This window comes from Lysobacter sp. KACC 24251, from assembly GCF_057747755.1.
Genome location: NZ_CM173222.1, coordinates 1,448,536 through 1,474,925, shown reverse-complemented (window position 1 = coordinate 1,474,925; position 26,390 = coordinate 1,448,536). Strand labels below are relative to the sequence as shown.

General features: G+C 65.6%; 13 protein-coding genes. 4 read left to right on the top strand and 9 right to left on the bottom strand.

Annotation, left to right across the window (positions count from 1 at the left end):
- Positions 1-9: 9 nt before the first annotated feature.
- Positions 10-432, top strand: a complete 423-nt coding sequence (locus tag AC3ARF_RS06960) for a universal stress protein (protein ID WP_498931539.1) — start codon at positions 10-12, stop codon at positions 430-432.
- A 6-nt stretch (positions 433-438) separates the two neighbouring features.
- On the opposite strand, the gene AC3ARF_RS06955 is transcribed toward AC3ARF_RS06960, so the two are convergent.
- A complete protein-coding gene (locus AC3ARF_RS06955) occupies positions 439-2,787 on the bottom strand; it encodes a putative bifunctional diguanylate cyclase/phosphodiesterase (RefSeq protein ID WP_498931536.1) in 2,349 nt (782 codons plus the stop codon).
- A 279-nt stretch (positions 2,788-3,066) separates the two neighbouring features.
- On the opposite strand from AC3ARF_RS06955, the gene AC3ARF_RS06950 reads away from it, so the two are divergent.
- Positions 3,067-5,670 (top strand): N-acetylmuramidase domain-containing protein, encoded by a 2,604-nt coding sequence (locus AC3ARF_RS06950; RefSeq protein ID WP_498931534.1) that lies wholly within the window; start codon positions 3,067-3,069, stop codon positions 5,668-5,670.
- Between the two features lie 158 nt (positions 5,671-5,828).
- Positions 5,829-9,431, top strand: a complete 3,603-nt coding sequence (locus AC3ARF_RS06945) for an LGFP repeat-containing protein (protein WP_498931532.1) — start codon at positions 5,829-5,831, stop codon at positions 9,429-9,431.
- 87 nt (positions 9,432-9,518) lie between these two features.
- On the opposite strand, the gene AC3ARF_RS06940 is transcribed toward AC3ARF_RS06945, so the two are convergent.
- The 8 genes from AC3ARF_RS06940 to AC3ARF_RS06905 all read right to left on the bottom strand — a co-directional run bounded on the left by AC3ARF_RS06940 (position 9,519) and on the right by AC3ARF_RS06905 (position 24,881).
- Entirely contained in the window at positions 9,519-10,433 is a 915-nt protein-coding gene (locus AC3ARF_RS06940) for a DUF808 domain-containing protein (protein WP_498931530.1), read from the bottom strand.
- A gap of 210 nt (positions 10,434-10,643) precedes the next feature.
- Positions 10,644-11,933: a Vi polysaccharide biosynthesis UDP-N-acetylglucosamine C-6 dehydrogenase TviB gene (gene tviB, locus AC3ARF_RS06935; protein WP_498931528.1), complete on the bottom strand. Its 1,290-nt coding sequence runs from the start codon at positions 11,931-11,933 to the stop codon at positions 10,644-10,646.
- Between the two features lie 126 nt (positions 11,934-12,059).
- Complete coding sequence (locus AC3ARF_RS06930) at positions 12,060-13,070, bottom strand: NAD-dependent epimerase (RefSeq protein WP_498931526.1); 1,011 nt, start codon at positions 13,068-13,070, stop codon at positions 12,060-12,062.
- Between the two features lie 149 nt (positions 13,071-13,219).
- Positions 13,220-13,675: a response regulator gene (locus tag AC3ARF_RS06925; RefSeq protein ID WP_498931524.1), complete on the bottom strand. Its 456-nt coding sequence runs from the start codon at positions 13,673-13,675 to the stop codon at positions 13,220-13,222.
- Positions 13,676-13,771: 96 nt separating this feature from the next.
- Positions 13,772-19,114: a PAS domain S-box protein gene (locus AC3ARF_RS06920; RefSeq protein WP_498931522.1), complete on the bottom strand. Its 5,343-nt coding sequence runs from the start codon at positions 19,112-19,114 to the stop codon at positions 13,772-13,774.
- Between the two features lie 329 nt (positions 19,115-19,443).
- Entirely contained in the window at positions 19,444-21,906 is a 2,463-nt protein-coding gene (locus AC3ARF_RS06915) for a putative bifunctional diguanylate cyclase/phosphodiesterase (RefSeq protein WP_498931520.1), read from the bottom strand.
- A 75-nt stretch (positions 21,907-21,981) separates the two neighbouring features.
- Complete coding sequence (locus tag AC3ARF_RS06910; RefSeq protein WP_498931518.1) at positions 21,982-24,429, bottom strand: putative bifunctional diguanylate cyclase/phosphodiesterase; 2,448 nt, start codon at positions 24,427-24,429, stop codon at positions 21,982-21,984.
- Positions 24,426-24,881 carry a response regulator gene (locus AC3ARF_RS06905; RefSeq protein ID WP_498931517.1) on the bottom strand — a complete coding sequence of 152 codons (456 nt, stop codon included), beginning with the start codon at positions 24,879-24,881 and terminating at the stop codon, positions 24,426-24,428. Before AC3ARF_RS06905 ends, AC3ARF_RS06910 begins: the two co-directional genes overlap by 4 nt.
- A gap of 324 nt (positions 24,882-25,205) precedes the next feature.
- Between AC3ARF_RS06905 and AC3ARF_RS06900 the strand changes: the two genes are divergently transcribed.
- Positions 25,206-26,321: a GGDEF domain-containing protein gene (locus AC3ARF_RS06900; RefSeq protein WP_498931515.1), complete on the top strand. Its 1,116-nt coding sequence runs from the start codon at positions 25,206-25,208 to the stop codon at positions 26,319-26,321.
- Positions 26,322-26,390: the final 69 nt, after the last annotated feature.

The window sequence follows — 26,390 nt, the reverse complement described above, 5'->3', positions numbered from 1 at the left end:
GAGCTCGACATGCACATTCTTCTCGCCGTTGACGGCAGCGCAGTGGCCACGCGGGCCGTCAAGCATGTCGCCAAACTGGCCGCCAGCATGGCCAAGCCGCCCAAGGTCACGCTGTTGTTCGCGGATGAGCCGCTGCTGCGCAGCGTGGCGGTTTCACTGGGCGCGCAAGGTGTCGAGAAGTACCACGCCGACAACGCCGCCTATGCCACGCGACAGGCGCGCACCGCGCTCAACCGCGCCAAGATCGCCTTCAAGGAGGACATGCGCGTGGGCACGCCTGCCCCCACCATCGTCAAGGCGGCCAAGGAGCTGAAGGCGGACCTGATCGTGATGGGTTCGCGCGGCCACACCGCACTGGCCAGCGTTTTCCTCGGCTCGGTGGCGACCAAGGTGATTGCCGAAAGCCCGATCCCGGTAACCGTCGTCAGGTAACCCGGCTCAGGCCACGCCGATTGCCATCGGTTTGCTCAGCTTGGCCACCACCGGGTGGTCTGGCGGCAGTGCCTTGACCATCAGCGCGACCGCTCCCTCGAACCGGGTCGGGCGGCCCAGGAAGTAGCCCTGCAGTTCGTCCACCCCGTGTTCGGCCAGCCAGTCGCGCTGGGCGGCAGTCTCCACGCCCTCCGCCACCGTTTCCAGCTCCAGTGCCTTGGCCAGCGCGATCACGGATTGGCAAATCGACCGGTCGCTGGAGTTTTCCGCCAGGTCACGCACGAAGGAGCGGTCGATCTTCAGCCGGCGGATAGGCAGGCGCTTGAGGTAGGCCAGGCTCGAATAGCCCGTGCCGAAGTCGTCCACCGCAATGCTCACGCCCAGGTGCGTCAATGCCTCCATCGTGGCGATCGCGTGCTCGGGGTTGTCCATGATCATGGACTCGGTCAGCTCAAGCTCCAGCGCGCCCGGACGCAAGCCGTAGGTGGCGATCGCCTGCTGCACGTCCTCGTAGAGCGACTCAGCGAACTGCGCGGCCGACACGTTCACCGCAATGCGGAACTCGCCCAGCCCGAGGGCGGAAAGGCGCTTGTGATGCTGCGCGGCCATGGTCAGCACGCGCCGGCCCAACTCACCGATCATGCCGCTCTCTTCGCACACCGTGATGAAGCGCCCCGGCGGGATCTCGCCCTGCTCGGGGTGGTTCCAGCGCACCAGCGCTTCCATCGCCACCGGGCGGCCGTCGCGATGGAACACCGGCTGGAACGCCAGCACGAACTCGTTGTTCTCGAACGCCTCGCGCAGTTCCTTCACCAGCTGCAGGCGTTCTGACGTGTTCGCGTCAAAGCTGGCGTCGTATCCGACCGCGCGGTTACGGCCCAGACGCTTGGCCTGGTACATCGCCATGTCCGAGCGCATCAGCAGCATGTCCGCGGTGGAGCCCGATTCCGGGTAGCTGGCGTGTCCAATGCTGGGGGTGATGGCGTGGGCCGTGCCGTCGATGATGATCGGCTGCGAGATCGCCTGGGTGACCCGCTCGATCACCGCATTGCGTGCCGTGGCATCGCCCTGCTCGGTCAGCAGCACCACGAACTCGTCGCCGCCAAAGCGCGCCACGGTGTCGGTGTCGCGCACCAGTCCGGACAAGCGCGAGGCAACCGCGCGCAGCACCTTGTCGCCCGCCGCGTGACCTAGGGTGTCGTTGATGAGCTTGAAATCATCGAGGTCGATGAACATCACGGCGACGCTGGAGCCATTGCGGTCCGCCATGCGGATCGCCTGCTCCAGCCGGTCAAGCAGCAACTGGCGGTTGGGAAGACCGGTCAGGTCATCGTGGGTAGCGCGATAGGCCAGCTGGTCCTCGTAATGCCGCTGTTCGGTGACGTCATTGACGATGGCCACGTGGTGCGTCACCACACCGTCCGGCGAGCGCAGCGGGGTCAGGTGCAGGTCGTTCCAGAACAGGCTGCCGTCCCGCCGGTAGTTGCGCAGGGTGACCCGTACGTCGCGCTCGTTTTGCAGCGCGGCGCGAATCCCGTCCACCGCCGCCTGCTCGCGGTCGGTGCCCTGCAGGAAGCGGCAGTTGCGCCCCACCAGTTCGTCGCTGGCGTAACCCGTGATGCGCTCGAACGCGGGATTGACGTAGATGATCGGATGGTCGGTCACCGTGGCGTCGGTGATGACGATGCCGCTGTCCGTGGTCTCCACGGCGCGGCGCAGAAGTCGCAGGTCGGTCGCGAACCTGCGCTTCTCGTCGTCCCAGTTGGGTGCGCCTTCGTGCCCCATTTCATGCCGCAAGGGGGCAGACTCGGTGACCAACATGTCCGTCGCGCCGCTGGCCGTCACCAACAGGCACGACACGCCACCAAACTCGAGGTCGCGCACCTGCAGCTGGGCCGATAGCGCTCGACCATCCGGCAGGGGGAACGACCAGCGCTCGCCCCTCAGGCGCTCCTCCGGCCGGCGGGTGGCCAGCGTATCGAGCACCCACGCCAGCGAATACCCCGGCGTGCCTTCGGCGGACACCACGCCTTCGGTCAATCCGAACGCGGTACGCGCCGCGGCGTTGGCCGCGACCACGCAACCCTTGGTCGGGCAATGGATCCACATGGGCACCGGGTTGTCGCCGAACAGGGCGCGCTGCTGCCCTTCCATGCGCTTGACGCGTTCGCGTGCCTGGGCCAGCTCGCCCTGCCCGATGGCCGCCGCGCGGTCGGCTTCCAGCAACGCCCGGTGGGCGGCCTCCAGCTGTGCCACGTGTACCCGGTTACGGCGCAGCAACGCGCCGACAAGGAAGCCCGCCAGCAGCGTGACCGCCCCGGTCACGACCAGCCCGCCCCAAGGCCACGCACCCACGATGTGTAGAGTTTCCGATGCCGTCACTGCCGCGCGTCTGCCATCGCCGGATCGGGCGCGCCCGCAACGAGCACGCCAGTAATTTTGATGATGCCACAACCCGCCCGCACCTCACGGCGAGTAGTTGACAGCCGTCACACATTGGGTCGCCGGCCCCCGCAAGGCCAGTGGATGGCGTCATTTCCATGGCCTGATTCCCGCATCGTCAGCGTTGCAGTCTGCGAGACGCAGGCGTGCCACGCTCTAGCTCCACCATGAACGACCCCATGGAGAGTTCAGATGAACAAGGATGTTTCTGATCTGGCCTGGACCGACCTGGCCAAGGCGCTGGAAGTCGAGGAGAACGTTCTCAAGGCCATTGCGCGCGTGGAAACCGCGGGGCATGGCTTCATGAGTGGCCGGGCCAACAAGCCCAAGATCCTGTTTGAAGGCCACGCCTTTCACCGCCTGACCGGCGGCCAGTTCGATGCCAGCCACCCGCACCTGAGCCACGCCGAATGGGACCCGCGCAAGTACGCGCGCGACCAGGCGGGTGAATGGAAACGTCTGGATGAGGCCAGCCAGCTCGACCGCGCAGCGGCGCTGCAATCCGCCGGCTGGGGCCTTTTCCAGGTCATGGGCTTCAACTACCCCTACTGCGGGCAAGACACGGTCGAGGCCTTTGTCGCCGCGCAGCATGCGAGCGCGGACGAACAGGTTTCCGCGTTTGCCCGCCTGGTCGCGCGTCCGCCGTTCCTGTCCGCGCTGCGCAAGCACGACTGGCGGACATTCGCCGCGGCCTACAACGGCCCGGGGCATGCCATCCACCACTATGAGGCCCGTCTGGCCGCCGCTTACGCGCAGCTCACTGCGGAAGCCCAGGACGCTGGCGGAACCAGGGCGCGCACTAAAAGCCGCCCTCTCCTGGGTGCGGCGCCCAGCCTGCGTGCACTGCCTCCCGGCCGCAGCCAATTTGCACCATTGGGCACGCTGCGTCGCCGCCTGCCCAAGCGCCGCAACGTCCGCCCCGACCCCGTCGACCTGCGCGATTGGGAGTACCGGCCCAGCATTGCGGTGGCGCCTGTGGACGTGATGCTGCCGCTGGACCCCAACCCCACCAAGCAACAGGGCGAGACCAATGCGTGCACCGGGTTTGCGCTCGCGACGGTCATCGAATACCTGCTTGATCGCGGACGGCGACCCGTCCAGGTGATTTCGGGGCACATGCTCTACAACATGGCGCGCCGCTACGACGAATGGGCGGAGGACGACGAGGAAGACGACAGCGGCTCTTCGTTGCGGGGCGCACTCAAGGGGTGGTCACGTCATGGCGCAAGTTGCGAGCGCTTGTGGCCACGCGAGCCGATGCCGCGCCCCAAGCCCGGCTCGCTGGATGACTGGTGGCTGGACGCGGTGAAGCGCCCGCTGGGCGCCTACTACCGCATAGACCCGGAGGACATCCGCGACATCCACATCGCGCTCAGCGAGGCCGGGGCAGTGTATGCCAGCGCCTTCACCCACAAGGGCTGGGACGCCCAGCTCCAGCAGATGACGCTGCCCGCGCCCACCAGCGCGGACGAGGTGCCGACGATCAAGCATGCCACCGGCTCGCAGGAGCAGGGCCACGCGTTCGCCATCGTGGGCTATACCCCGGAGGGATTCATCATCCAGAACTCGTGGGGCGGCGAATGGGGGCGCGGCGGCTTTGCCGTGCTGACCTACGAGGACTGGATCGAGAACGCCATGGACTGCTGGGTGGTGCAGCTGGGTGTGGTCACCGTCGAGCACGAGGCGGTGGCCGGGGCCACCTCTCTGCGCCTGGACGCCCGCACCGGTGCCGCCGTGGTGTCGAACAACACCACGCTGGCGGACCACGAGATCGCCCCCTTCGTCATCAACATGGAGAACGAAGGTCAGCTCAGTCGACGCGGCCGATTCCGCACGGGCCCCGACGACCTGCGCCTGCTGCTGGAGCACCACCTGCCCGAAGCATGCCGCGCCTGGGGCCTGAGAAAGACCGATACGGTGGATATCGCCCTATACGCCCACGGCGGCCTGACCGGCGAGGACGCCGCAGCCGCGACGGCACGCGCCTGGATCCCGCACCTGTACACCGAACGCGTGTTCCCGGTCTTCCTGATGTGGGAAACGGACGCGTTCAGTACCCTGTCCAATATCTTCGAGGACGCGGTAAAGGGCGAAGCGGAGAAGACCGGCGGCGAACGGTGGAACCGCTTCCGCAAGCGTTTCGAGGAATGGCGCGACGAGCGCCTGGAGGGCTTGGCCCGATTGCCGGGCGGCAAGCTCTGGGGCGAGATGAAACAGAATGCCGACGCGCTGTCGGGCGCGAAGAATGCCGGGGTCGCGCAGCTGTTCGAGTGGCTCAAGCGCAAGGACCTGCAGGCCAACCTGCCCCGGATGCGCCTGCACCTGGTCGGACATTCCGCCGGTTCGATCGTCCACGCGTGGCTGGGCGGACGCGCCCTGCGACAAGGGCTGGACGTCCGATCGATCAGTCTGCTGGCGCCCGCGGTACGGCTGGACGTGTTTGATCAGCAATTGGGCGGTTACATCGCGCAGCGTCGAATTCCCGTGCTGGTTTCCAACCTCACCGATGCGGCCGAGCGCGGTGATCCCACGTGCAAGCCGTACGGCAAGTCGCTGCTGTACCTGGTGGCGCGATCCTTCGAGGACCACGAGGAAACGCCATTGCTCGGCATGGAGAAGCACCTGGTGCCAGCCCTGCCCACGCATGCGTGGGGCAGCATGGTGCGGCAACTGCCCACGCCGGGTGGTGCCTGGGCGCCCAACACCCCTGCAGCCCGGGCCACGAGCCATGGTGCGTTGGACAACGATGCCGCCATCCGCGAAGCAGTCAGCGCTTTCATCAAGGCCAGCGCATGAGTCCACGCGAGTGCCCCCGGCGCGAGGGGGCGCACGCGCGGGCCGTTGCTGACACCAGGTACGCGTTCTACCAAACAGGGGAGCCATGGACGGCCAACACTGCAGCCGTTCGTGCGCATGACAGTCCGCAGTGAACCCAGCACTTGTCGAGGAACGACATGACTCACCCAATCATTGAATGGACCTTCACCCCCACCGGGGCCAGCAACCCTGACGGTTCCCTGCCGGCGAGCTTCACCGGTACGCAGCCAGCCGCCGGGCCGGGCGCCACCGCCTTGGGCCAACTCAACCATGCCCTCCGGTTCGGTCCCGGAGCGCAGGGACGCGCCACCGTCTCTCCTGGCCTGTTCGATCCGAGCCGATTCGCGGTCCAGATCGTGTTCCGCGTCACCGACCCCGTGGCGGGGCGAGGGAACTTGGTTGAATGCACCGCGCTGCCCTTCGCGATGTTCGTCGAACCCGGCAACGCCGGCGATCGCTTCAACCTCGCAGCTTCGGTGCATAACGGGGCAGCGGGCTGGGCCGGCGCAGCCACCTGGAACCGCGCTGACCTGCGCGTGGGCATCTGGTACACCGCCTTGCTGGTTTACGACGCCGACACGCTCGCGCTGATGGTCGACGACGAGGTAGTGGCCGTCACCGCGTTTCCGGCAGGCGGGCTGCACGCAGGTTCGGGCGACACGCTGCACGTCGGCGCTTGGGTGGATGGCTCCCGGTGGCCGTTGCCGGGCGAGGTGGCTGCCGTCCACATCCACCACGGGATCCCGGCCGCACTGGACGCCAAACTCGACGTGGAACGGGGGTCGCCGGAGTGGCACCTGACGCGAAAGGAAAATGAAGTCCGTCCCACGCATAACCTCGGGCCGCGCACTGCGGACTTCTATTTTGACCCGGCAACGGGCGCGTGGCTGCAGCCCTTTGCGCTGGGCGTGCTCTCGTACCGTGAAACCCACGGCGTCGCCTTCCTCATGCATGGCGCCATCCTCGCCAAGTGGCGCAGCGATGAAGTGCTCCGCCGCAAGCTGGGCGCGCTGGTCTCCGACGAATTGCCGTGGCGCATTCCCGGCAGTCGCCGAAGTGTGTTCGAGCGCGGCAGCATCCACTGGTCAGCGGACACGGGTGCCGTCCCGTTGTTGGAGCGCTTCCACCTCGATTACGACCTGTTGGGCGCCGACGTGGGGAAGATCGGGCTGCCCTCCGCGCCCGCCCAGTCCATCCCGGGTGGCCAGGTGCAGCAGTTCCAGCGGGGCCGCATGTACCATCGCGCGGGCGCACCCAAGGCCTTCGAGGTGCACGGTGCCATCCTGGCCAAGTACGACGCAACCGGTGGACCGGGCCGCTGGGGATTCCCCCGCAGCCACGAAAGCGATGTCAAGCGTGGCACCACGGTGGTCGGCAAGCTGAGCGAGTTCGACAACTGCAGCATCTACTGGTCACCGCAGACACCAGCAAGCATCGTCTACGGGGCCATTCGCGACCGGTACCTGGGCATGGAAGGCGGCCCGCTCGGGCACCTGGGTTTCCCCACCACCGACGAAAACGACATCCCCAGCGAGGCGGGAGCACGCTACAACGCGTTCCAGAACGGCAGCATCCTATGGTTCAACGGTCCCCTCTACGTGTGCCGCCCCTTCAACGTGGCACTGGGTCGGCTGGATACCAAGGAGGAGGACCGAGACATCCTCGACCTGGACGGACAGAACGACCTGTACTGCCGGGTGTGCCTGGACGTCAACGGCGGCCGCGTGTTCGACCGCAAGTTTCCCGAGGGTCCGAAGCACTACGCTTCGGCCAACGTGGTCCAACTCAACCTCACCGTTCCGCACCGGGTGGTCCCCAACAGCGCCGACTTGCGCGTGGACGTGCGGGTGGAGGTTTGGGAGTCCGATGACGGCAACCTGTTCGCCGGCGGCGACGATCGCCTCGGCACACTGACCAGCCAGCTCAACATCGCCAACGCGTGGGGCCAGCGCCCCAACAATGGCCTGTTCACGGCCAGCAATTTCGGCCCGTGGGTCAATCGCCTGGATTGGTCGGTCAAGGCGGTCCAGACGCCTGACATGCCATTGGACACGTTCGGCGTGCAGAACCGGGGTACCCCGGAAGTCTCGCCGCGCGAATACGCAGCGGCGTTTTCCGACGTTGACCCGGACTTCGAATTCGACTTCGGCCTCATCGACTCCGGCCTGAAGGAGCTCTACTACCAGGCGGTGGTCAAGGGTGCGGCGTCGGGGGGGAATTGCTTCGGCATGTCGCTCGAAACCGTCTATACCTGGAAAGGTCGCTCGCGCCTGGGCCTGCCGATGCGCAACTACGCCGATTGGGTCCCGGTGGAAGACGATATCAACGTCAAGCACATCTACCAGTTGGGCGCCGATGCGATCTGGTGGTTCGTCGGCCAATTCCTATCAGGCAACACCCACGACCCCAAGGGCGTGTTCCAAGCCTCGTGGGACGCGTTCAACCGCGGCGAGAACCCGGTGGCGTGCATCGCGCAGAACTATGATTTCAGCGGCGCACCGCACTGCGTCCTGCCTGTCGCCTGGGAGCGGCGTGCCACGGAATGGCGGATGACATTGCTGGACTCCAACTTCCCAAACCAGGAACGCGTGCTGTCCATCAACCCCACCAACAACACGTTCCGGTACGACGGCTCCAGCGATGGCAGCCGCATCTACCAGGGTGGCGCCTGGTCGGGGGGCCGACTCCATTACATGCCGTGGAGCGTGCTCAACCATACCCAGCGCACGCCTGTGTGGGACGCTGTCATGCTGTTGCTGAGCGGCACCGTGCTCCTGTTCGCGCAGGATACGGACGTGGAGGCACTGGTCGACGAGTCCGGCAACAACCTCGACGGCGGCAAGGCAACGTCGCGCGAAGCGCTGGCGGGCAAGCTCGTGCCGGCAAGGGGCTTCTCGGGGGCTGGCGCGATTCCGGGACGTCTATACCTGGGCCGCGCAACCCCGCGCGCCTTCCGTCCACGTCCGGAGGTGTTGGCCGACCTGGGCCGCCTGCCCCACGTGCTTGACGCCACGCGGCCGTCAGCTCCCCACCCGACTACCCCGGGGGGCGACGTGCGGATTCCGCGCGGACTGCGCCACCGCATTCCGTTGCCCCACTCCACCACCACCCGGCCCGCGGCCGATATCCCGGCCGACGCGCTGGCCGGCAGCCGCCTGATGGAAGCGATGCGCCGCCATGGCGTAGGCGCGTTGGGCGCAGGCCGTCCTACTGACCTGGACGTCGTTAACGCCACCGTGCGCGGGCTCCGCAACGGAAAACTGGACGGGTATTACAAACACGGGATGATGGCCGTGCGCATCCGCGGCGATGTCGCGATGCGCGAGCAGGTGAACATCGGCTATCGGCGAATGTCGGCGCGCGACAATGAGATCAGCATCCGCTCTGACCACGAGCGCCGTTACGACGCCACAGTGAGCACCCGTCTGGGGCCGGGCAAAGACCAGCTCAATATCACCATTGAAGGCCTGCCCGCGTCGTCCTCGGACGCGGTGCGCATCAATGCACAACCGGGACTGGGCACGATCGATGTGATTGCCGCCGACACTCCCGCTGACCTGCAGGTACGGGTGGAAGGCACCGTGGGGGGCAAGCCCGTACGCTCGGGCTTCACCGTGCCCAACGGGCGTGGCCAACGGCTGACGCTGGCCAACCTGGCCGATCCCGGGACGCTGAAGGTGGCCGAGATCGACCAGCTCAACGGTGAATCGCGCAACGTCCGGTTGGTTCCGCGCCGCTAACCGCGGCGTTCGCGGCCGCCCGGCTGGTGTGCCAGCCGGGCGGTACGGGTATAGCCGCCGCGCAGGCCAAGTCCCTAAGCCCGCACGTCAGTGCGCCGCTGCGGGCTTGCCGCGCAGCTTGTGGAACAGGGTCACGCCCGCCAGCACGACAGCGCCGGCGAGGATGCCCACCCCGGCGTTGGCCAGCGCCGTCACGATCGCCCCCACCCAGCCTTCCGGCGCGATGCCCTCCACCGCGTGGTGCAGCGCCGGGATGGAGTGGACCAGGATGCCGCCGCCTACCAGGAACATGGCGGCCGTACCCGCCACCGACAGCGCCTTCATCAACCACGGCGCGGCAGTCAGGATGCCACGCCCCACGGCGGCAAGCGCCCGGCCCTTCTGCGTGAGCCACAGGCCCAGGTCATCCAGCTTCACGATGCCCGCGACCAGCCCATAAACGCCCACCGTCATCGCCGCGGCAATGGCCACCAGCACCATGACCTGTTGCATGAAAGGCTGGCCCGACACCACGCCCAGCGACAGCACGATGATCTCCGCCGACAGGATGAAGTCCGTGCGGATGGCCCCCTTGACCTTGTCGCGCTCAAGCGCGGCCACGTCCACGGTTGGGTCGGCCAGATGCTGCAGATGCTCGGCATGGTGCTGCTCGTCCTCCTGCTTCGAATGGAGGAAGCGGTGCGCCAGCTTTTCCACGCCCTCGTAGCACAGGAAGGCGCCACCGATCATCATCAGCGGCGTCACCGCCCACGGCAGCCACGCACTGATGGCCAGCGCCGCCGGCACCAGGATGGCCTTGTTGATCGCCGAGCCCTTGGCCACGCTCCAGACCACCGGCAATTCCCGGTTGGCCTTCACCCCTGTCACCTGCTGCGCATTGAGCGCCAGGTCGTCGCCCAGCACGCCAGCGGTCTTCTTGGCCGCCAACTTGGTGAGGATGGACACGTCATCCAGCACGCTGGCGATGTCGTCAAGCAGGGTAAACAGGCTGGCGCCGGCCATTGGTTCCAAGTCCGTTGAAAGGGAGCGCAATTGTGACGCAACCTACGACCAGGTGGCGTGACAACCCGAGGGGTGGCCGCGGAATGGCCGCGGAATGGCCGGGGGCCACCCCGAGCGTGGGTCAGCGCTCCTCCACTCCTCGCGCTTGCACCGCCAGAAGGCCTGCGCCGCCCAAGCGCGGGGCTCCTCGTTGATCAATTCCGGCTGCTGTCACAGCCGCCCATCTACCAGTTCCTTGGGCAGCACATACTTGACGTCAAAGACCACGCTGGCCTCCGGCTTGCCGAACGCACGAATGCCCTCGTAACCCAGCTCGCGGAACTGGTTGTGGCCCACGGCAACGATGACCGCGTCATATTGGCCCGGTTGCGGACTGGCGATCGGCGCCAGGCGATACTCGTGCATGGCCTCCGCGCTGCTCACCCACGGATCGTGCACGTCCACCTGCGCGCTGTAGTCGCGCAGTGCGTCAACGATGTCCACCACGCGCGTGTTGCGAAGGTCGGGGCAGTTTTCCTTGAACGCGAGCCCCAGGATAAGTATCCGCGAATGCACCGGGTTGATGCCCTTGCGGACCATCAGCTTGATCACCTGCCCCGCCACGTAGCCGCCCATGCTGTCGTTGGTGCGTCGGCCCGCCAGGATCACGTCGGGATGGTGTCCCACTTCCTGTGCCTTGTGGGTCAGGTAGTAAGGGTCCACCCCGATGCAATGTCCGCCAACCAGACCAGGCCGGAACGGCAGGAAGTTCCATTTGGTGCCCGCCGCCTCCAGCACGTCCAGGGTATCGATCCCCAACTTGTTGAACAGGATCGCGAGGTCATTGACCAACGCAATGTTGAGGTCGCGCTGGGTGTTCTCGATCACCTTCGCGGCCTCCGCCACCTTGATGCTCGAGGCCTTGTGGGTTCCCGCCGTGACGATGCTGCGGTACAGGGCATCCACGTAATCCGCTACTTCAGGCGTGGAGCCGGAGGTCACTTTCCGGATCGTGCTGACCCGATGTTCCCGGTCGCCCGGGTTGATGCGCTCCGGGCTGTACCCGCAGAAGAAATCCTCGTTAAACCTCAAACCCGAACCCTGCTCCAGGAGGGGCACGCAGACTTCCTCCGTGCAGCCGGGGTACACGGTGCTTTCGTAGATCACGACGTCACCCGCCTGGACGACCTGGGCAACGGCTCGACTGGCCGCCTCCAGGGGCTTCAGATCCGGCCGCTTCGCCTGGTCAATCGGCGTGGGGACGGTGACGATATAGGTGTTGCACTGGCGGAGTTCTTCGAGCTGGGTGGTGAAGCGCAGCCGCGTCGCCTGGCGAAGCTCCTCGCCGCCCACTTCCAACGTGCTGTCGCTCCCCTGGCGGAGTTCAGCCACCCGGGCCGCGTTGATGTCATGCCCCAGCGTGTCGAACTGCTTTCCAAACTCGACTGCCAAAGGGAGACCTACGTAGCCCAGCCCCACGATCGCGATCTGGGCGCGCTCCACATCCCTCGAAAACCGCATCCCCTTCTCCTGTCGTCAACGCGTGCCGCCGGCAGGCACACCCGCCGGCGCGCCCGGTACCGGTCGATAATGCCAACCCTTGTGCTTGACCCCAACGCATGCGGGGGCTCCAGGCGGCCTTTCTGCTCAGACCTTGTAGTACTCGCGGTACCACTCCACGAAATTGGCGACCCCCTGCTCCACCGCCACCAGCGGCCGGTAGCCGACGTTGGCAATGAGATCGGACACATCAGCCTCGGTGTCTGGGACATCGCCAGGCTGCAGCGGCAACAGCTCCATGATGGCCTTGCGCCCCAAACACTCTTCCAACACCTGGATATAGCGCAACAGCTCGACGGGCTGTTCATTGCCAATGTTGTAAATCCGGTACGGCGCCACGCCACTGGTTGCAGGATCCGGGGCGTCTCCACGCCAGGCCGGATCCCTCGTTGGAATGGTGTACAACGAGCGGACAACGCCTTCCACGATGTCATCCACGTAGGTAAAACTACGCTTGTGGCGCCCGTGGTTGAACACGCGGATCGGCTGGCCTTCCATTATGGCCTTGGTGAACAGGAACAGTGCCATGTCCGGGCGACCCCAAGGCCCGTACACGGTGAAGAAACGCAAGCCTGTGCTCGGTATGCCATAGAGGTGCGCATAGCTGTGCGCCATCTGCTCGTTGGCCTTCTTGGTGGCTGCATACAGCGTCAACGGGTGCTCGGCCGAATCGTGCTCGGAGAAGGGCATCCTGGTGTTCGCGCCATACACCGAGCTGGTGGAGGCATACACCAGATGTTCCACGTCGTGCTGCCGACAGCCCTCCAGGATATGAAGGAAGCCAGTGACGTTGCTGGACACGTATACGTGCGGGTTCTCGGCCGCATAGCGGACGCCGGCCTGGGCAGCCAGATTGATGACACGGCGGGGCCTGTGCTCGGCAAAGACACCCTCAACGGCAGCGCGGTCGGCCAGGTCGGCCGTCACGTGGGTGTAATCGGGCTTGTCCATCAGCCGCGCCAGGCGTGACTGCTTCAGGCTCACATCGTAGTAGTCATTGAGGTTGTCGAAACCGATCACCTCTTCGCCGCGGGCGAGTAGCACCTGCGCCACATGCGAGCCGATGAAACCGGCAGTACCAGTGACCAAGACCTTCATCGGGACTCCCTGGAATGAACCCACCCTATGCCAACGAGGAGTTTAACCTGCATCCTCCCTCGCAGGATCGGCCGGAGCCCAGTCGCCGCGACGCACAAGGCGATCACGGCGGAACAGGACTCCACCGCACCGGCAGCGCCCCGGATCGATCAGGAATTATTACTGGACGGCAAGTCCACCACCTCGAGCCAGTACCTGCCCAGGGTTTGCAGCACCTCGAGCAGTTCCTCATACAGGATCGGCTTGGCGACGTAGGAGTTGGCACCGATATCGTAGGTCACGGCGACGTCGTCGGGAGATCGGGAGGTCGTCATCACGACTACCGGCAGGTGACGCAGTTCCGGGTCCGACTTGATCTCCCCCAAGGCCTCCCGGCCATCCTTGCGCGGCATGTTGAGATCCAGCAGGATCAGCCCAGGCAACTCGGTGCCTTTGAGCGCGGCATATTCGTGCTCACGACGCAGATAGCGCATCAGCGCTTCGCCGTCCTCCAGGAAGTCCACGGGGTTGGAGATGTGGCAATCACGTAGTGCGTCCTGGATCATCATCCGGTCGTCCGGATCGTCCTCGGCGATCGCGATGATCACTGACTTCATGCGGTCCATGTGTATTTGCCTCTCCTGCGACCTGGGTGCTCACTCAGCTGGGAGTGGCTTGTGCCACGATGCCCGAGTGGAGACGCGCGGGCAACCGTTTTTGGCCTAGGCCGGCGACCACTCGTCACCGTCGTCCACGCCTGCCGGCAGCCAGACGTGGAAGCACGCACCCTCCCCTGGCACGCCGGTAGCCCACGTCCGGCCACGGTGGCGTTCGACAATCTTGCGGACAATCGCCAAGCCGATGCCCGTGCCCTCGAATTCGTGGCGGCCATGCAGCCGCTGGAAGGGCGCGAAGATCCGCTCGCCATACTTGTCCTCGAACCCGATGCCATTGTCCTGCACGCGCAGATGCCACCCCGGCGTGCCGTCTTCACCCGGCTCGGGTGCGGCCGATACCGCCACCTGCGGCGGCCGATCAGGTGCGCGGAACTTGAGCGCATTCGCCACGAGGTTTTGCAGCACCTGCCCCAACTGACTGGCGTCGCCTGGAACCGTTGGCAGGTCGCCGGCTTCGACGACGGCATTGGCATTCTCGATCGTGGCCTCAAGGTCCTCGAGCACCCCAGCCATCACCCGTCCGAGCGGCACGTTCTGGAAGGGCTTGCCCTGCGAGGTCACCCGCGAATACGCCAGCAGGTTCTCGATCAACAATTGCATGCGGGCAGCGGCCTTGCCAGAGCGGTCCAGGTAGTCGCGCGCCTGCTCGTCCAAGGCATCGGCATGGCGCCGGATGAGGCGATCGGTAAAGGAGCGGATCTTGCGAAGGGGCTCCTGCAGGTCGTGCGATGCCACGAAGGCGAAATCCTGCAACTCCCGGTTGCGCGTCGCCAGGTCCGCGAGGGACTGCTGCAACGCCATCTGTGCGCGGGTGCGCTCCGTGACATCACGGCCGACGCCATAGATCATTCCATCGGCACCGGGCACGGTGGTCCACTCGATCCATGCGATGCCACCGTTGCGACGCAGGTATCGATTGGAGAAGTTGCGAACACCCTGGTGACCGTCGAGCAAGGCGACCCGCTCATACGCCGCGCTCCGGTCCGCTGGATGCAGGAACTCCTGGAACGGTCGGCTACACAGTGTCTTCTGGTCGTGGCCGGTGACCTCGCAGAAGGTCGGATTGACTTGGTGGAATCGCCCCAGGGTGGGGTCGAACACCACGAAGATCTCCTTGGACATCTCGAAGAACCGGTCGCGCTCGGTCAACCGGTTGATGAGCATCATCCGTTCGATAGCGGCCGATGCCATCTGTACAAGCTGCTCCGCGACCAGCCGGCTGCTCTCCTCCAGCTCGCGGCCTTCAGGTAACGCCACTGTCATTTGCCCTAATGGCCCGCCATCGGTTGCAGTGAGTTCGAACGAGATGCCCCCACCGGCGACCGCTCCCTCGTCGGCATCCTGGTCGACAGGATCCGGGGGCGATTGTGCCGTTCGTACCCCGGCCTCACCCTTCGGGTCCAGGACCGCAATGTTGACGTGCGCCGCATCCAGGGTGAATCGCATGAGATCCGCCAGGGTCTGGCACAACACCTCCCCCCCGGCGACGCTGTTGATGCGCACCCCTGCCTGGCTCAGCCTCCGCAGTTGACTGCCCATGTCCTTGGCCTGGGCCAGCGCCTTGGCCAGGCTTCGCTCATGCGCTCGCAGCGCCGAGATGTCATGTGCCACCCCGAACACGCCCACGATCTTGCCTTCGGACATTGTCGGGAAATTGGTCACGCGAACCTCGAAGCGACTGCCATTGCTGCGAAGTCCGGTCGACTCGTAGGTGACCGCTTTACCCGCGAGGGCTTGCTCGAAGTAGCGCCGTGTCCGCTCGCGGTCCTGCGGTGCGACGAGCTCTTCAAAGTGATGGTTGATCACCGCCCGCGCTTCCACGCCCAGCATGGACTCAAAGCCCCGGTTCACGGCGACGAACCGGCCGTGGGCATTGAAGGCATACACCGCGTCCGGGTGCTCCTGGAACAGGGAGCGGAAGCGTTCCTCACTGGTGGCCAGGCGACGATAGGCCGCGGTCTGCTCCAGTGCCACGCCGGCCAGGGCCGCCAGATCGTCGACCAACGCGAGTTCGGCCCGGGTGGGTTCGCCTGTCTCCCGGTAGAAGACCGCGTAGGTGGCCAACACCTCGCCCGTGGAGGAACGAATGGGCGTGCACCAGCACGCCTTGAGGCCAACGCTCATCGCGCTGGCGCGATCGTGATCCCACAAGGGGTCGTGCTCGATGTCCGCCACCGTCACCCGCTGGCCACGGTAGGCGGCCGTGCCGCAGGACCCGTGGTGCGCCCCAATTTCCAGGGACGCATGGGCCTGGGCGTACTCCGCAGGAAGCGATCCCGGTGCGGCCAGTCGCAATCGATAGCTTTCCGAGTCCAACACCGCGATCGCCGCGATGGTGGCGGGAAAGGACTCTTCGAAGATCGTGACGAGCAGGTCCAGCGATTCTTCGACGGGACGGCGCTCAGCGATCATCGCCAGCACCTCGCGTTTACCCGCATCCACCCGTTCTTCGCGAAGCCGCTGCGAGATGTCAGTGAATGTGATGACCATGGCCAGTCCCGCTTGCCCGGGCGCGGCACTGATCGACACGGCCACGGGAAGCGGAGATCCGTCCTCCCTGAGGATCCGCGTATCGGCGCGGATGGGCGCCGACAGTGCCTGATCCAAGTGGCGCAGTGGGCACGGTCCGGCCATGCCTGCTTCCTCGTGCGCACAACCCGCGCCATGCAGGAGACGGTGGACCTCATGTCCAATCATCGAGTCCGGCGCCCGCGAAATGAGTTCCCCGGCGGCGCGATTGGAGAAGGCGCAACGACCCAGACTGTCGACGCCCAGGAGACCTTCGCTCATCGAATCCAGCAGGACACCGCGCTCGCTGCTCAGTTGCTCGCGGTCCATCTGCAACTGGCGTTGGACGGTGATGTCGCGCATGGTGACCACCGCGCCGAGCTTTTGCCCGTCAGGCGAAATCACCGCTTGGCCGTTGCATTGCACCAGGCGCGTGGGCCCGTTCGGCGGGCGGATGAGCATCTCCACGTCCCGCACTTTCTCCCCCGCCAGGGCACGGGCCAAGGGTACCCGGTCAGGGGCGAGCACTCGGCCATCGACCGGATTGCACAGGCCGTATGTCTGGGCCCACTCCTCGCTGGGGACTGGCAACTGGCCCACGCCGTGCAAGCGCTGCATGACCTGCGTGTAGTGGGAAAGGTTGCCTTCCGCGTCACAGGCGACCACGCCCTCGGTGAGACTTTCCAGCATGGCCGCCAGGAACTCGCGCTCTCGCGTCATGGCCGCATGGATCTCGCGACTGGGCGTCAGGTCGGTCATGCCGCCGACCATGCGCACGGCTTTACCCGCGTCGTCACGGATAACGTGTCCCCGGTCAAGCACGTAGGCCCAAGTGCCGTCGCGCCTCGCAAAGCGGTATTCGGCCGCCCATGAGGTCGCGTCACCCAGTTGCGCCGCGCGGATGGAGCCCACGACACGATCCAGGTCATCGGGATGGATGTAGCGCATCCACCCGTCAATTCCCGCGCCCAGATCGGCGGGATCATGGCCAAACAATGTGGTCACTCCGTCACTCCACCACAGGGAGTCATCGGCGAGGTTCCAATCCCACAGTGCATCCGCCACGGCCATGGCCAGACCGTGGAAGCGCTGTTCACTCTGGCGGATCTTCTCCAACGCGGATACGAGCGAGGACTGATGCTCGACACGGACGTCGACTTCGCGGGCAAGCCAGTGCTGCACTTGTTCGGCGTACTCCGCACGTTGACGCGCGAGCGCGGAATAGCGCAGCGACACCGCCAGGAGGCCGCCGGACAGGATGCTGATAAGCAGCAGCACAATGGGCAATCGGGGACGAGCGGCATCCGGCGCGGGCCAGACGTCGATCGCCAGCAGGGGGCGCCCCGCGGGATAGCCTCCTTGCAGGGTCGGCGGTCCCTGTCGGACCCCACTCGAATGCAATTCGATGGTGCTGTTCCACGGACGGACGACCACCGAAGCGTTGGGAACCACCCCCGCCAGGGCGTCACGCACCAATGGCCCCAACTCTACGGCAGCCAGCATTACTTCCTGTTGCCCAGGGCCCGGCCGCAGCAGGGGCATCACCCAGACCGCCCCCGGTTTTCCGTCGGGGAGCACGACCGGCACGTCGGCCATGCGCGTCCCTTCCTGCGCTTGCGTCACCGCCCTGCGCACGGACTCCTGCCGCAGGAGTGCCAACATCCCCCGCCGTGACGTTTCATTCCGGGCCTCCATGGTCTGCGCGCCACCTGGCGACGCGAGTGCCACGGCCGCCAGCGCCGGCATGTCCAACAGGTACAGTTGCGCGTCGTGCCGGAATAGCGGATCGCGCTGGGCTGAGGGCGCTTCCAGGCTCAAGCGCTGGGCCATGCGGATCAGGGCGCGCTGCATCTCGGTCCGCTCGGCTTCGATGCGCTGCTCCACGCCACCCAGGATCCGACTGGCCATCGTCTCGGCGGTGTCCTGCTGCTCCTGCCGTACGGTCAGCCACACCATGCTGGTGACCACGACGGTTGAACCGGCTATCAGCACCGGGAGCCATGTGATTCGGAACGCGGTCAGGTGGCGGGGGTCCACACCGGCAAAGGCCACGCCGATCCCGACCAGCGCCAGGCCCAGCGCGGTCAGCGGAGCCATCGGCACGAAACTGCCCCAGTTGGTCGCGTCTTCCACGCCGAGGGCGTAGCCAAACAGCACCAGGGTCGCCAGCACTACCAGCACGAAGCCGATACCCCAAGCGATCACTTCACGCCAATCGCGGCTGCGAAGATGAAGTACGGCCATCAAGCCGATGACCGCCAGAGTGAGCGAAATGGCGATATTGGGCGCGAGCAACGGGGGCGGTTGGGACGGCAGGCTTGCGGAGATCGGCAGCCAGTGCTGATGGGTAGTCCGCCCCTGCAGGTCAGCGAGGAAATTGAGGGCCGGCAGCAGGAGAGCGGGAACCGCGCAGGCCGTCGCCCACCACCGCAGGCCAAGGCCGGCGCACCACACGGCGAGCCCCAGGCCCAACAACGCCACACCCGTGCCGCTATGCGTGACCACCGGGACCGTTGGCAGCTTCAACCATGCCACGGCGCCACTCATCCACGCCAGGCTGGTTACCAGCCCCAGGCCCGCCACGGCCGCCCCGGCCAGCAGCGCCGGTCGCCTATCGCGGGGATAGCTGCCTACCGACCACAGCGCCCGCAGCCCCGCACCCGAGGCCGCGACCGCCCAACTCCAGCCCAGCGCCCATACCTGCTCGCGCCCGGTGGCGTCCTGCAGGGTTCTATGCGCCAGCCAGAGCACGGTGAGCAGCACAAGTGCCGACCCGGCCACGTGCCGCCCTGCTGCAGCCAGCAGGTCGTCCTTGCGTGTTTCGCTCGCCATCGCCAGTGCGCACGCGAGCGCCAGGACGAAACTCTCGGGAACGCCCATGGGGCGGGCTTCCCCCGTTAGTAGCTGGAGACCCAAGGCCGCCAGCACGAGCGCGATGCCTGCAATCATTCCGCAACGCGCACGAGGCCTCCACCAGCACAGAAGCACGAGACCTCCGGCCATCAGCCCCAGGGCGCGGGGATCAGCCCACGACCGACCGGCAGTACTCGCTGTCGCCAGTGCCCATGAGTCCGCGACCAGTGCCAGCGCCAGCACGACACTCCACCCCCGCCACACCCATCGCTGAGCGGGATCGGTCCACGTCTTCAAACGGGCGAGCATCGCGTTCGGCCCAGCCAATGAGCCAGTGGGGGCCTGCACTTCCTGCATTATCCGATCGCACCCATGGATGCCTTGTCCTGCTGGGAGACCAGGAGCCCGGCGAAATCACCCGCTGGAACCGGCAAGCCCGACCAGTAGCCCTGCAGCGCATCGCACCCCACGGCGCGAAGAAATTCCGCTTGGGGACCGCTCTCCACGCCCTCCGCGATGACCTCCATGCTGTACTCCCGCGCAAGGGCCACGAGCCCTCTTGCAATCGCCTCCCCCTGCGACAAGGAACGCAGCTCCTCGAAGTAGACGCGATCCAGTTTCAGTGCATCCACGGGCAGTTCCTTCAGGCTGGACAGGCTTGAGAAGCCCGTGCCGAAGTCGTCCATGGCCACGCCCACCCCCATGTCGCGCAGACGCGACAGCAACTGCCGGGTTCGTGCCGTGGATTCCAGCAAGGTGGCTTCGGCCACATCGACGCGAATCAGCGACGGCGGCAGCCGGAACTCCTCTAGCACCTGTTGTAACTGCTCGGGTAGCAGGTTCTCACGGAAATGCGACGCTGCGATGTTGACTGTTACCGGTACGCACTCCAGTCCCTGGTCCAGCCAGTTGCGCAATTGCCGGCCCGCCGAACGCAACGTCCACTCCCCGATCTCGGGCATCAGGCCGGTTGCCTCGGCCATGGCCACGAACTCCGAGGCCGTGATCTCCATTCCGTCTGGCTGGGTCCAGCGCAAGAGCGCCTCCGCTCCGATGATCGCGTTGCCGTCCGCACGAACGATCGGCTGGAAGTGGAGGCTCAGCTCGCCGCGGTGCAAGGCTGCGTGCAAACGCCGGCCCGTCTCCAGGCGGGAGGTGAACGCCGTCTCGTGCTCCACGGTGAAGTACTCGATCCCACCCCTGCCTTGCCGCTTGGCGTGGTAGAGCGCCGACTCGGCCGCCTGCAGCAACTTGTACGGATCTTCGGCGTGATCCGGGGCCCGCGCGATGCCCATGCTGGCGGTCAGCCGCAACGTGTGCGCACCCACTTCCACTGGCGCGGAGATCGCCCCGCGCACGACCTGGGTGAAGCGGTCCAGAGAGGAAACGTCGTCTCCCTCCAGCACGATGGCGAACTTGTCGCCCGACAAACGCGCGACCATCGCATCCGCGGGAACCACATCGGCCCCGGACAGGCGGCGCGCAATCGCAGCCAGAGCCGCATCGCCCGCGGCGTGACCAAAGATCTCGTTGATCGAGTGCAGGCGATCGATGTCCACCACGATCAATGCCAGCGTGGCATTGGGGTGCAGCATCAGATCCTTGATTGATTGCGCGACCAGGCCAAATCGCGGCAGCCCGGTCGCCACGTCGTGACTGGCGGCGTATGCCAGTTCCGATTCAACCGTGCGCTGCTTGGTGATGTCGCTTATTACGCCCACGAAGTGCGTCACGGCACCGTCCGCATCACTCACCGGGGCGATCTGCAGATGGTTCCAGAACAGTTCCCCGCCCTTTCGGAAGTTGCGCAGCACCACGTCGCAAGGGCGCTTTTCCGCCACAGCGCGGCGCAGGACATGCGCCTCCGGCTGGTCTGGCTCAAAGTCCTGCAGGAAACGGCAATTTCGGCCCATCACCTCTTCGGGTTGGTAGCCGGTGATCTGCGTAAACGCCGCGTTGATGAAAATGATCGGCTGGTCAGCTTGGCGTGCGTCACATATCACCACGCCATTGACGCTGGACTGGATGGCGCGGTCCAGCAGCGCGAGGTGCGCATGGGCATCGACCAAGGGAGTGATGTCATTGGCGATGGCAATCTGGCAGTCATGGCCTTCCAGCTCCAGCGGGTGGAGGGTCACTTCCGTCCACAGCTGGTTTCCAGTGCGCGTCTGATGTCGCCACACACCCGCCTGACCCACCGCCCCCGAATGGCGGCGGAAAAACTCGGCCAGGCGCAACGTCTGCTCATCGGCCACCAGCGCCTGGCTGGACATGGCCAGGAGCTCGTCACGGGTGTACCCATACTTGTCCACCATCGCGTCGTTGACAGCGATCATGTGGCCGTCCTCAACCCGTTGCACCCACGATGGCAGGGGATTCTTCTCGAACAGCGCGCGGTATCGGCGGTGGGCCGACAGTACCTCGTTCATCTGCCTGTCGCGCTCGATCGCATACCGCAACGAACGCAGCAACTGCTCACCGGTAATCGTCCCCTTGACCAGGAAATCCGAGGCACCCGCCTCGAGTGCGGCCTGATCCACGCTGTCACTTCCATGTCCTGTCAGCATGATGATCGGGCACGGGCCACCGGCAAGCGTGGCTTCACGCAACATCGTCATGCCATCGGCGGGGCCGAGGCGATAGTCCAGGAGATAAGCGTCGTGCTTCCGGGCACGCAGCGCCGCACGTCCGGCGTCGACCTCGCTGGTCCACTCCAGTACGTACTCGCTGTTTCCCGTGTCCATGAGCAGGTCACGGATGATGAGGAAATCTTCCTCGTCATCGTCGATCACCAGCACTCGATTGACTTTTGCCGCCATAACGCCTCCCCACCTCAACGCCTTGACACCCCTGTCCACCTGGGACCGTGCGATGTCGTTATCCCGCCACCCGCCTCACGCGCGGGCGGACTCCTGCTCTTTCAACATGGCCTCGACCGCTCGCGCGTCCATGGGGCGCCCGAACAGATACCCCTGGAAGATGTCGCAGCCATACTCTCGCAATCGCTGTGCCTGGTCGGGCGTTTCCACGCCCTCGGCCACCACACGAAGTCCCAGCTCATGCGCCATCGCCACGATGGCACGGGTGATCGCTTCGGCGCCCGGGTCCCGTCCCAACCGCTGGACGAACGACCGGTCGATCTTGAGCTTGTCCAGCGCAAAGTGGTTCAGGTAAGCCAGACTGGAATAGCCGGTTCCGAAGTCGTCCAGGGAGAGACTGAGCCCCAACTGCTTCAGCTCCATGATCACGTCAGCCACCTGGCCCACGTTCTCCATCAGCGAGCTTTCCGTGATCTCGATATCGAGGTAACGGCCCTGGATGCTGTGTTCGGCTAACGCATCGCGCATCAGGTCCACTACGCCGGGACGCTGCAACTCCTGCGCGGAAAGGTTGATGCCAAGCGAGATCCCCTCCAGACCCATGTCATGCCACGCCCGCAGTTGCCGGCACGCTTCGTTGATCACCCAACGCCCAATCTCGGGCATGAGCCCCAAGGCCTCGGCCACCGGGACGAAACGGTCGGGCGGCACCACCCCATGCTGCCGTTGCGTCCAACGCAACAGCGCCTCGAATGAACACACCTTGCCGGTGTGAGCGCCCACCAAGGGCTGGTAATGCAGTTCCAGCTCACCCCAACGGGTCGCTTCACGCAAATTGGCCCCCAAGTTGAGGCGATCCTCCACCTGCCGCATGTTCTCCGAAGAAAACACGTGAATCGCATCGCGCCCTACCCGCTTGGCTTCATCCTTGGCAGCCTCGGCCCTGCGCACCAGGTCCTTGGCCGTGGTGCCATGCGCGGGGCCGCAGCTGACACCGACGCTTGCGGTCACCTGGAACGTGTATGAGCCGCCATCGATGGGGCGCGCAATCGCGCTGCGAATCTCCGCGGCGACTTCCCGCGCTCGCGCGGTACACGCATTGGGCAGGAATACGACGAAGTCGTCCCCCGCGAACCTGGCCGTGACCGCACCCTCGCCGGCGGCGCGGACCACCCGCCAACCCAGTTTGCGCAGTACACCATCGCCAAACGAGTGACCCATGGTCTCGTTGATGTTGTGGAACCTGTCGATATCGATGAACAACACCGACGCCTGGCCGTTGGGACCCTGCAAGGCGTGGGCCAGGCTCGGCTCCACCACCTGGTAACGGGGAAGACCCGTGATCGGGTCATGACGCTCGGCGTGGGCCAGCTCGTCCTCCACCTCGCGACGTGCGGTGATGTCGTTCTGCACTCCCACGTAATGGGTAATGGTCCCATCGGGGTCACGCACGGGGGACAGGTACAGGTCATTCCAGAACGCGGTGCCGTCCTTGCGGAAATTCCGGACGATGACGTTGCAATCGCCGCCCTCCAGCAACGTCCTGCGAACGTGGCCCAAGGGCATCTGGTTGCGATCGGGCCAGTTGAGGAAGCGACAGTTCCGCCCGATGACTTCCTCTTCCCGATACCCCGTGATGCGTTCGAACGCGGCGTTGCACAGGATCAGGGGCATGTCCGGTTCCCGCGCATCGGCCACGACGATGCCACTGGTACTGGAGTTCACCGCGCGCTCCAGCAACTTGAGGCGTGCCTGTGCCTCCCGTTCGGCCGTGATGTCGCGGGCAATCACGATGCGGCAGGCGCGCCCATCGAGATCAATCGCGTGCGTGCTGATATCCGCCCACAACGGCGTGCCGTCGGCGCGGCGGTGCTCCCAGATGCCGGCCGACGTCACGGCATCGCCCAGTTGGGGCAGATAGGCCTCCAGCCGGCGCGCTTCGCTGGGTGAGCGCAGGTCGCCCACACGCATGCCAAGAAGCTGCTCCTCACTGTAGCCGTAGGTCTCGACCATGGCCCGGTTGACCGCCACCAACTGCAGTGAGTGGCTGTCGAATACGTAAACCGGCAGCGGGTTGGTATCGAACAGGCGCTGGTAGTGTCGCTTGCGCTGTTCGATTTCCTCCATCTGCCGCGTCAGCTCCACCGCGTAACGGATTGCGCGTCCCACCAGCGCGCCGTCGTAGTGGCCCTTGACGATGTAATCGAAGGCGCCGGCTTCAAGTGCCCGTCGGTCAACTTCGCGGTCACCTACCCCAGTCATGACAATGACGGCCTGGATCGCACCCCCGCGATTGCGCGCTTCCTGCACCAACTCAAGGCCGTCGCGATGGCCCAGTCGGAAGTCGACCAGGTACGCGTCGTGATCCTGCCGCGCCATGGCCTCCTGCCCCGCCTGGAAGGACCCGACCCAATCGAGCACGAACTGCCCCGGCGCGTAGTCCTCCAGTGCATCGCGCAGCAGGAGGTAATCCTCCTCGTCGTCGTCGATCACCAAGCAACGCAACACCTGGGCGTGCATCATCCTGCGCGCGCCTCTGGGACCGGGCCCACCACCACGTTCATCCAGTACTCAAGCACGGTGGACAGGCTCAACGTTCGTTGCTCGCGGTCTTCCGGCAGGAGGACGCAGGAGTTGGCGCCTGCCTGATAGGCAGGACGGACGAGACCCCCATCGGTGGGCGTCCCTGTCATCACTACGGGCAGACCACGGCGCGCACGGCCATTGCGCAGGCGCTGCAACACCTGCAGGCCGCCCAGCCTCGGCAGGTGGAAAGACATCAGCACCAGTCGCGGGGCGGGGTCTCCTTGAGGAAGCTCAACGGCTTGCAGATAAGCCAGGCATTGCGCGCCATCGTCAAACCAGCGTACGGAAACCCGGGCCTCGACCTCCGCCAGCGCCGCGGTGAATGCGGCGCGTATATCCGGACTGGGCTGGGCCAGTACCACGCCCGCAAGTCCGCGCCCAGACGACATGTGGATCGTTCTCATATCCCGCATAACCACCTTGTAATGCGGCCCGAGGGCGTCGAGGGCCTACCGCTTCCGCATCTGCATTTGTATTTACATTTGCTGCAGCGTTCACACTTTCTGCAGGCATCGCAAGGGCGGAAAGATAGGAGTTGTCTCTCTGTAGCACGCCACGTGTGCAAACTGTGACTACGATCACCGGCATTCACCTAGATAAACTTGAATGATCATGAAACGCTTTCCCTACGGGAAGCGGAGAGTGTCGACTGCATTGCGGTTTGAAGCTCTCGTACCGCTCAGACTGCTCGCATCAAACGCGCGGCCTCCGTCATGTTTTCGCCTTCCGGCACGCTCTCCCGGCTGCAACTCTCGAAGCGATGGTTGCTTGGGCGCGGGCGTCACCTCAGCGCGGCTGCGGCACGACAACACATCGACGCGTTCACACGGTCGCAATTGACCGGCTCCCGCTTCGCCCACTTCCTGATCCTCGTATGCGGAGGCGCGCTGGTCTGCCTGCTCCATGCGTTTGAGCATTGGGGTTGGGTCGCCGGCGGCGGCCTGCCGGATGTGGTGCTGGGGGCGGGTGTCGCGGGCCTGCTGCTGGCCGCGTATGCAAGCCTGTATGGCGAACCTTTTCCGGTCCGGGTCGCGGGCATCCTGGTGTACATGCCACTACTGGGTTTCCTGGTGGCATCCGCCGCTCCGGACCCCGTGTCCCATGCCGAGCGGTTGTCGCTGTTTCTGTTGTTTCCGCTCATCTCCATCACCCTGACCATCCGCGTCCTGGGTGTGGTCGCTATCGCCCTGGCTAGCGGCAGCTTCCTGGCGTACCACGCCCACGCGCACCCGCACGCCGCTTCCGTGCTGCTTTGGCTGCAATGGAGCCTCGCGGTGGTGTTTGGAGCCGTGCTGCGCCACTTCCGCATGCGCCTTGCCATGCACTCGCACCTGCGGCGTATTGAGTTGCAGACGCGCGTGCGCACCGACTCCCTGACGGGGCTGCACAATCGCAATGGCTGGAATGAACTGGCACCGGGGATCATTGCCGAGGGCGTGAAACGAGGTCGGCCGGTGTTCGTGCTCTTCTTCGACGTCGATCGGTTCAAACTGGTCAACGACGTCTACGGACACGCGGCGGGCGATGACGTGTTGCAGCGGCTGGCCGCACTGATGTCGCGACTGCGCCCCGTGCGCAGCATTGCCGCCCGGCTGGGTGGCGAAGAGTTCGTTGTGATCACCGCGGCCAACGATCCCGAGGAGGTCACGGCCTTCGCACAGAACGTACGCGCGGGCTTCGCCGACCTGGAGAGCAGTCGCGGCATCACCGTCAGCGTTGGCATCTCCCGCATCCGGGACGGGGAGTCACTTGGCGGCGTGATGAAGCGAGCCGACCAGGCGCTCTATCGCGCCAAGCAGGAAGGTCGTAACCGCATCAACTGGGCGTGAGGCCCAGGCTGCCCCCCCTCCACCGCGGCTCTCGGGCTGCTGGGAGTGTGACGCAATCACTGCCGGTGG

Coding starts and splice junctions, on each gene's coding strand:
- AC3ARF_RS06925 (WP_498931524.1), bottom strand. CDS start 13,675: ATGGACCGCATGAAGTCAGTGATCATCGCGATCGCCGAGGACGATCCG.
- AC3ARF_RS06910 (WP_498931518.1), bottom strand. CDS start 24,429: ATGATGCACGCCCAGGTGTTGCGTTGCTTGGTGATCGACGACGACGAG.
- AC3ARF_RS06930 (WP_498931526.1), bottom strand. CDS start 13,070: ATGAAGGTCTTGGTCACTGGTACTGCCGGTTTCATCGGCTCGCATGTG.
- tviB (WP_498931528.1), bottom strand. CDS start 11,933: ATGCGGTTTTCGAGGGATGTGGAGCGCGCCCAGATCGCGATCGTGGGG.
- AC3ARF_RS06950 (WP_498931534.1), top strand. CDS start 3,067: ATGAACAAGGATGTTTCTGATCTGGCCTGGACCGACCTGGCCAAGGCG.
- AC3ARF_RS06960 (WP_498931539.1), top strand. CDS start 10: ATGCACATTCTTCTCGCCGTTGACGGCAGCGCAGTGGCCACGCGGGCC.
- AC3ARF_RS06940 (WP_498931530.1), bottom strand. CDS start 10,433: ATGGCCGGCGCCAGCCTGTTTACCCTGCTTGACGACATCGCCAGCGTG.
- AC3ARF_RS06905 (WP_498931517.1), bottom strand. CDS start 24,881: ATGTCGTCTGGGCGCGGACTTGCGGGCGTGGTACTGGCCCAGCCCAGT.
- AC3ARF_RS06920 (WP_498931522.1), bottom strand. CDS start 19,114: ATGGGCGTTCCCGAGAGTTTCGTCCTGGCGCTCGCGTGCGCACTGGCG.
- AC3ARF_RS06900 (WP_498931515.1), top strand. CDS start 25,206: ATGTTTTCGCCTTCCGGCACGCTCTCCCGGCTGCAACTCTCGAAGCGA.
- AC3ARF_RS06915 (WP_498931520.1), bottom strand. CDS start 21,906: ATGGCGGCAAAAGTCAATCGAGTGCTGGTGATCGACGATGACGAGGAA.
- AC3ARF_RS06945 (WP_498931532.1), top strand. CDS start 5,829: ATGACTCACCCAATCATTGAATGGACCTTCACCCCCACCGGGGCCAGC.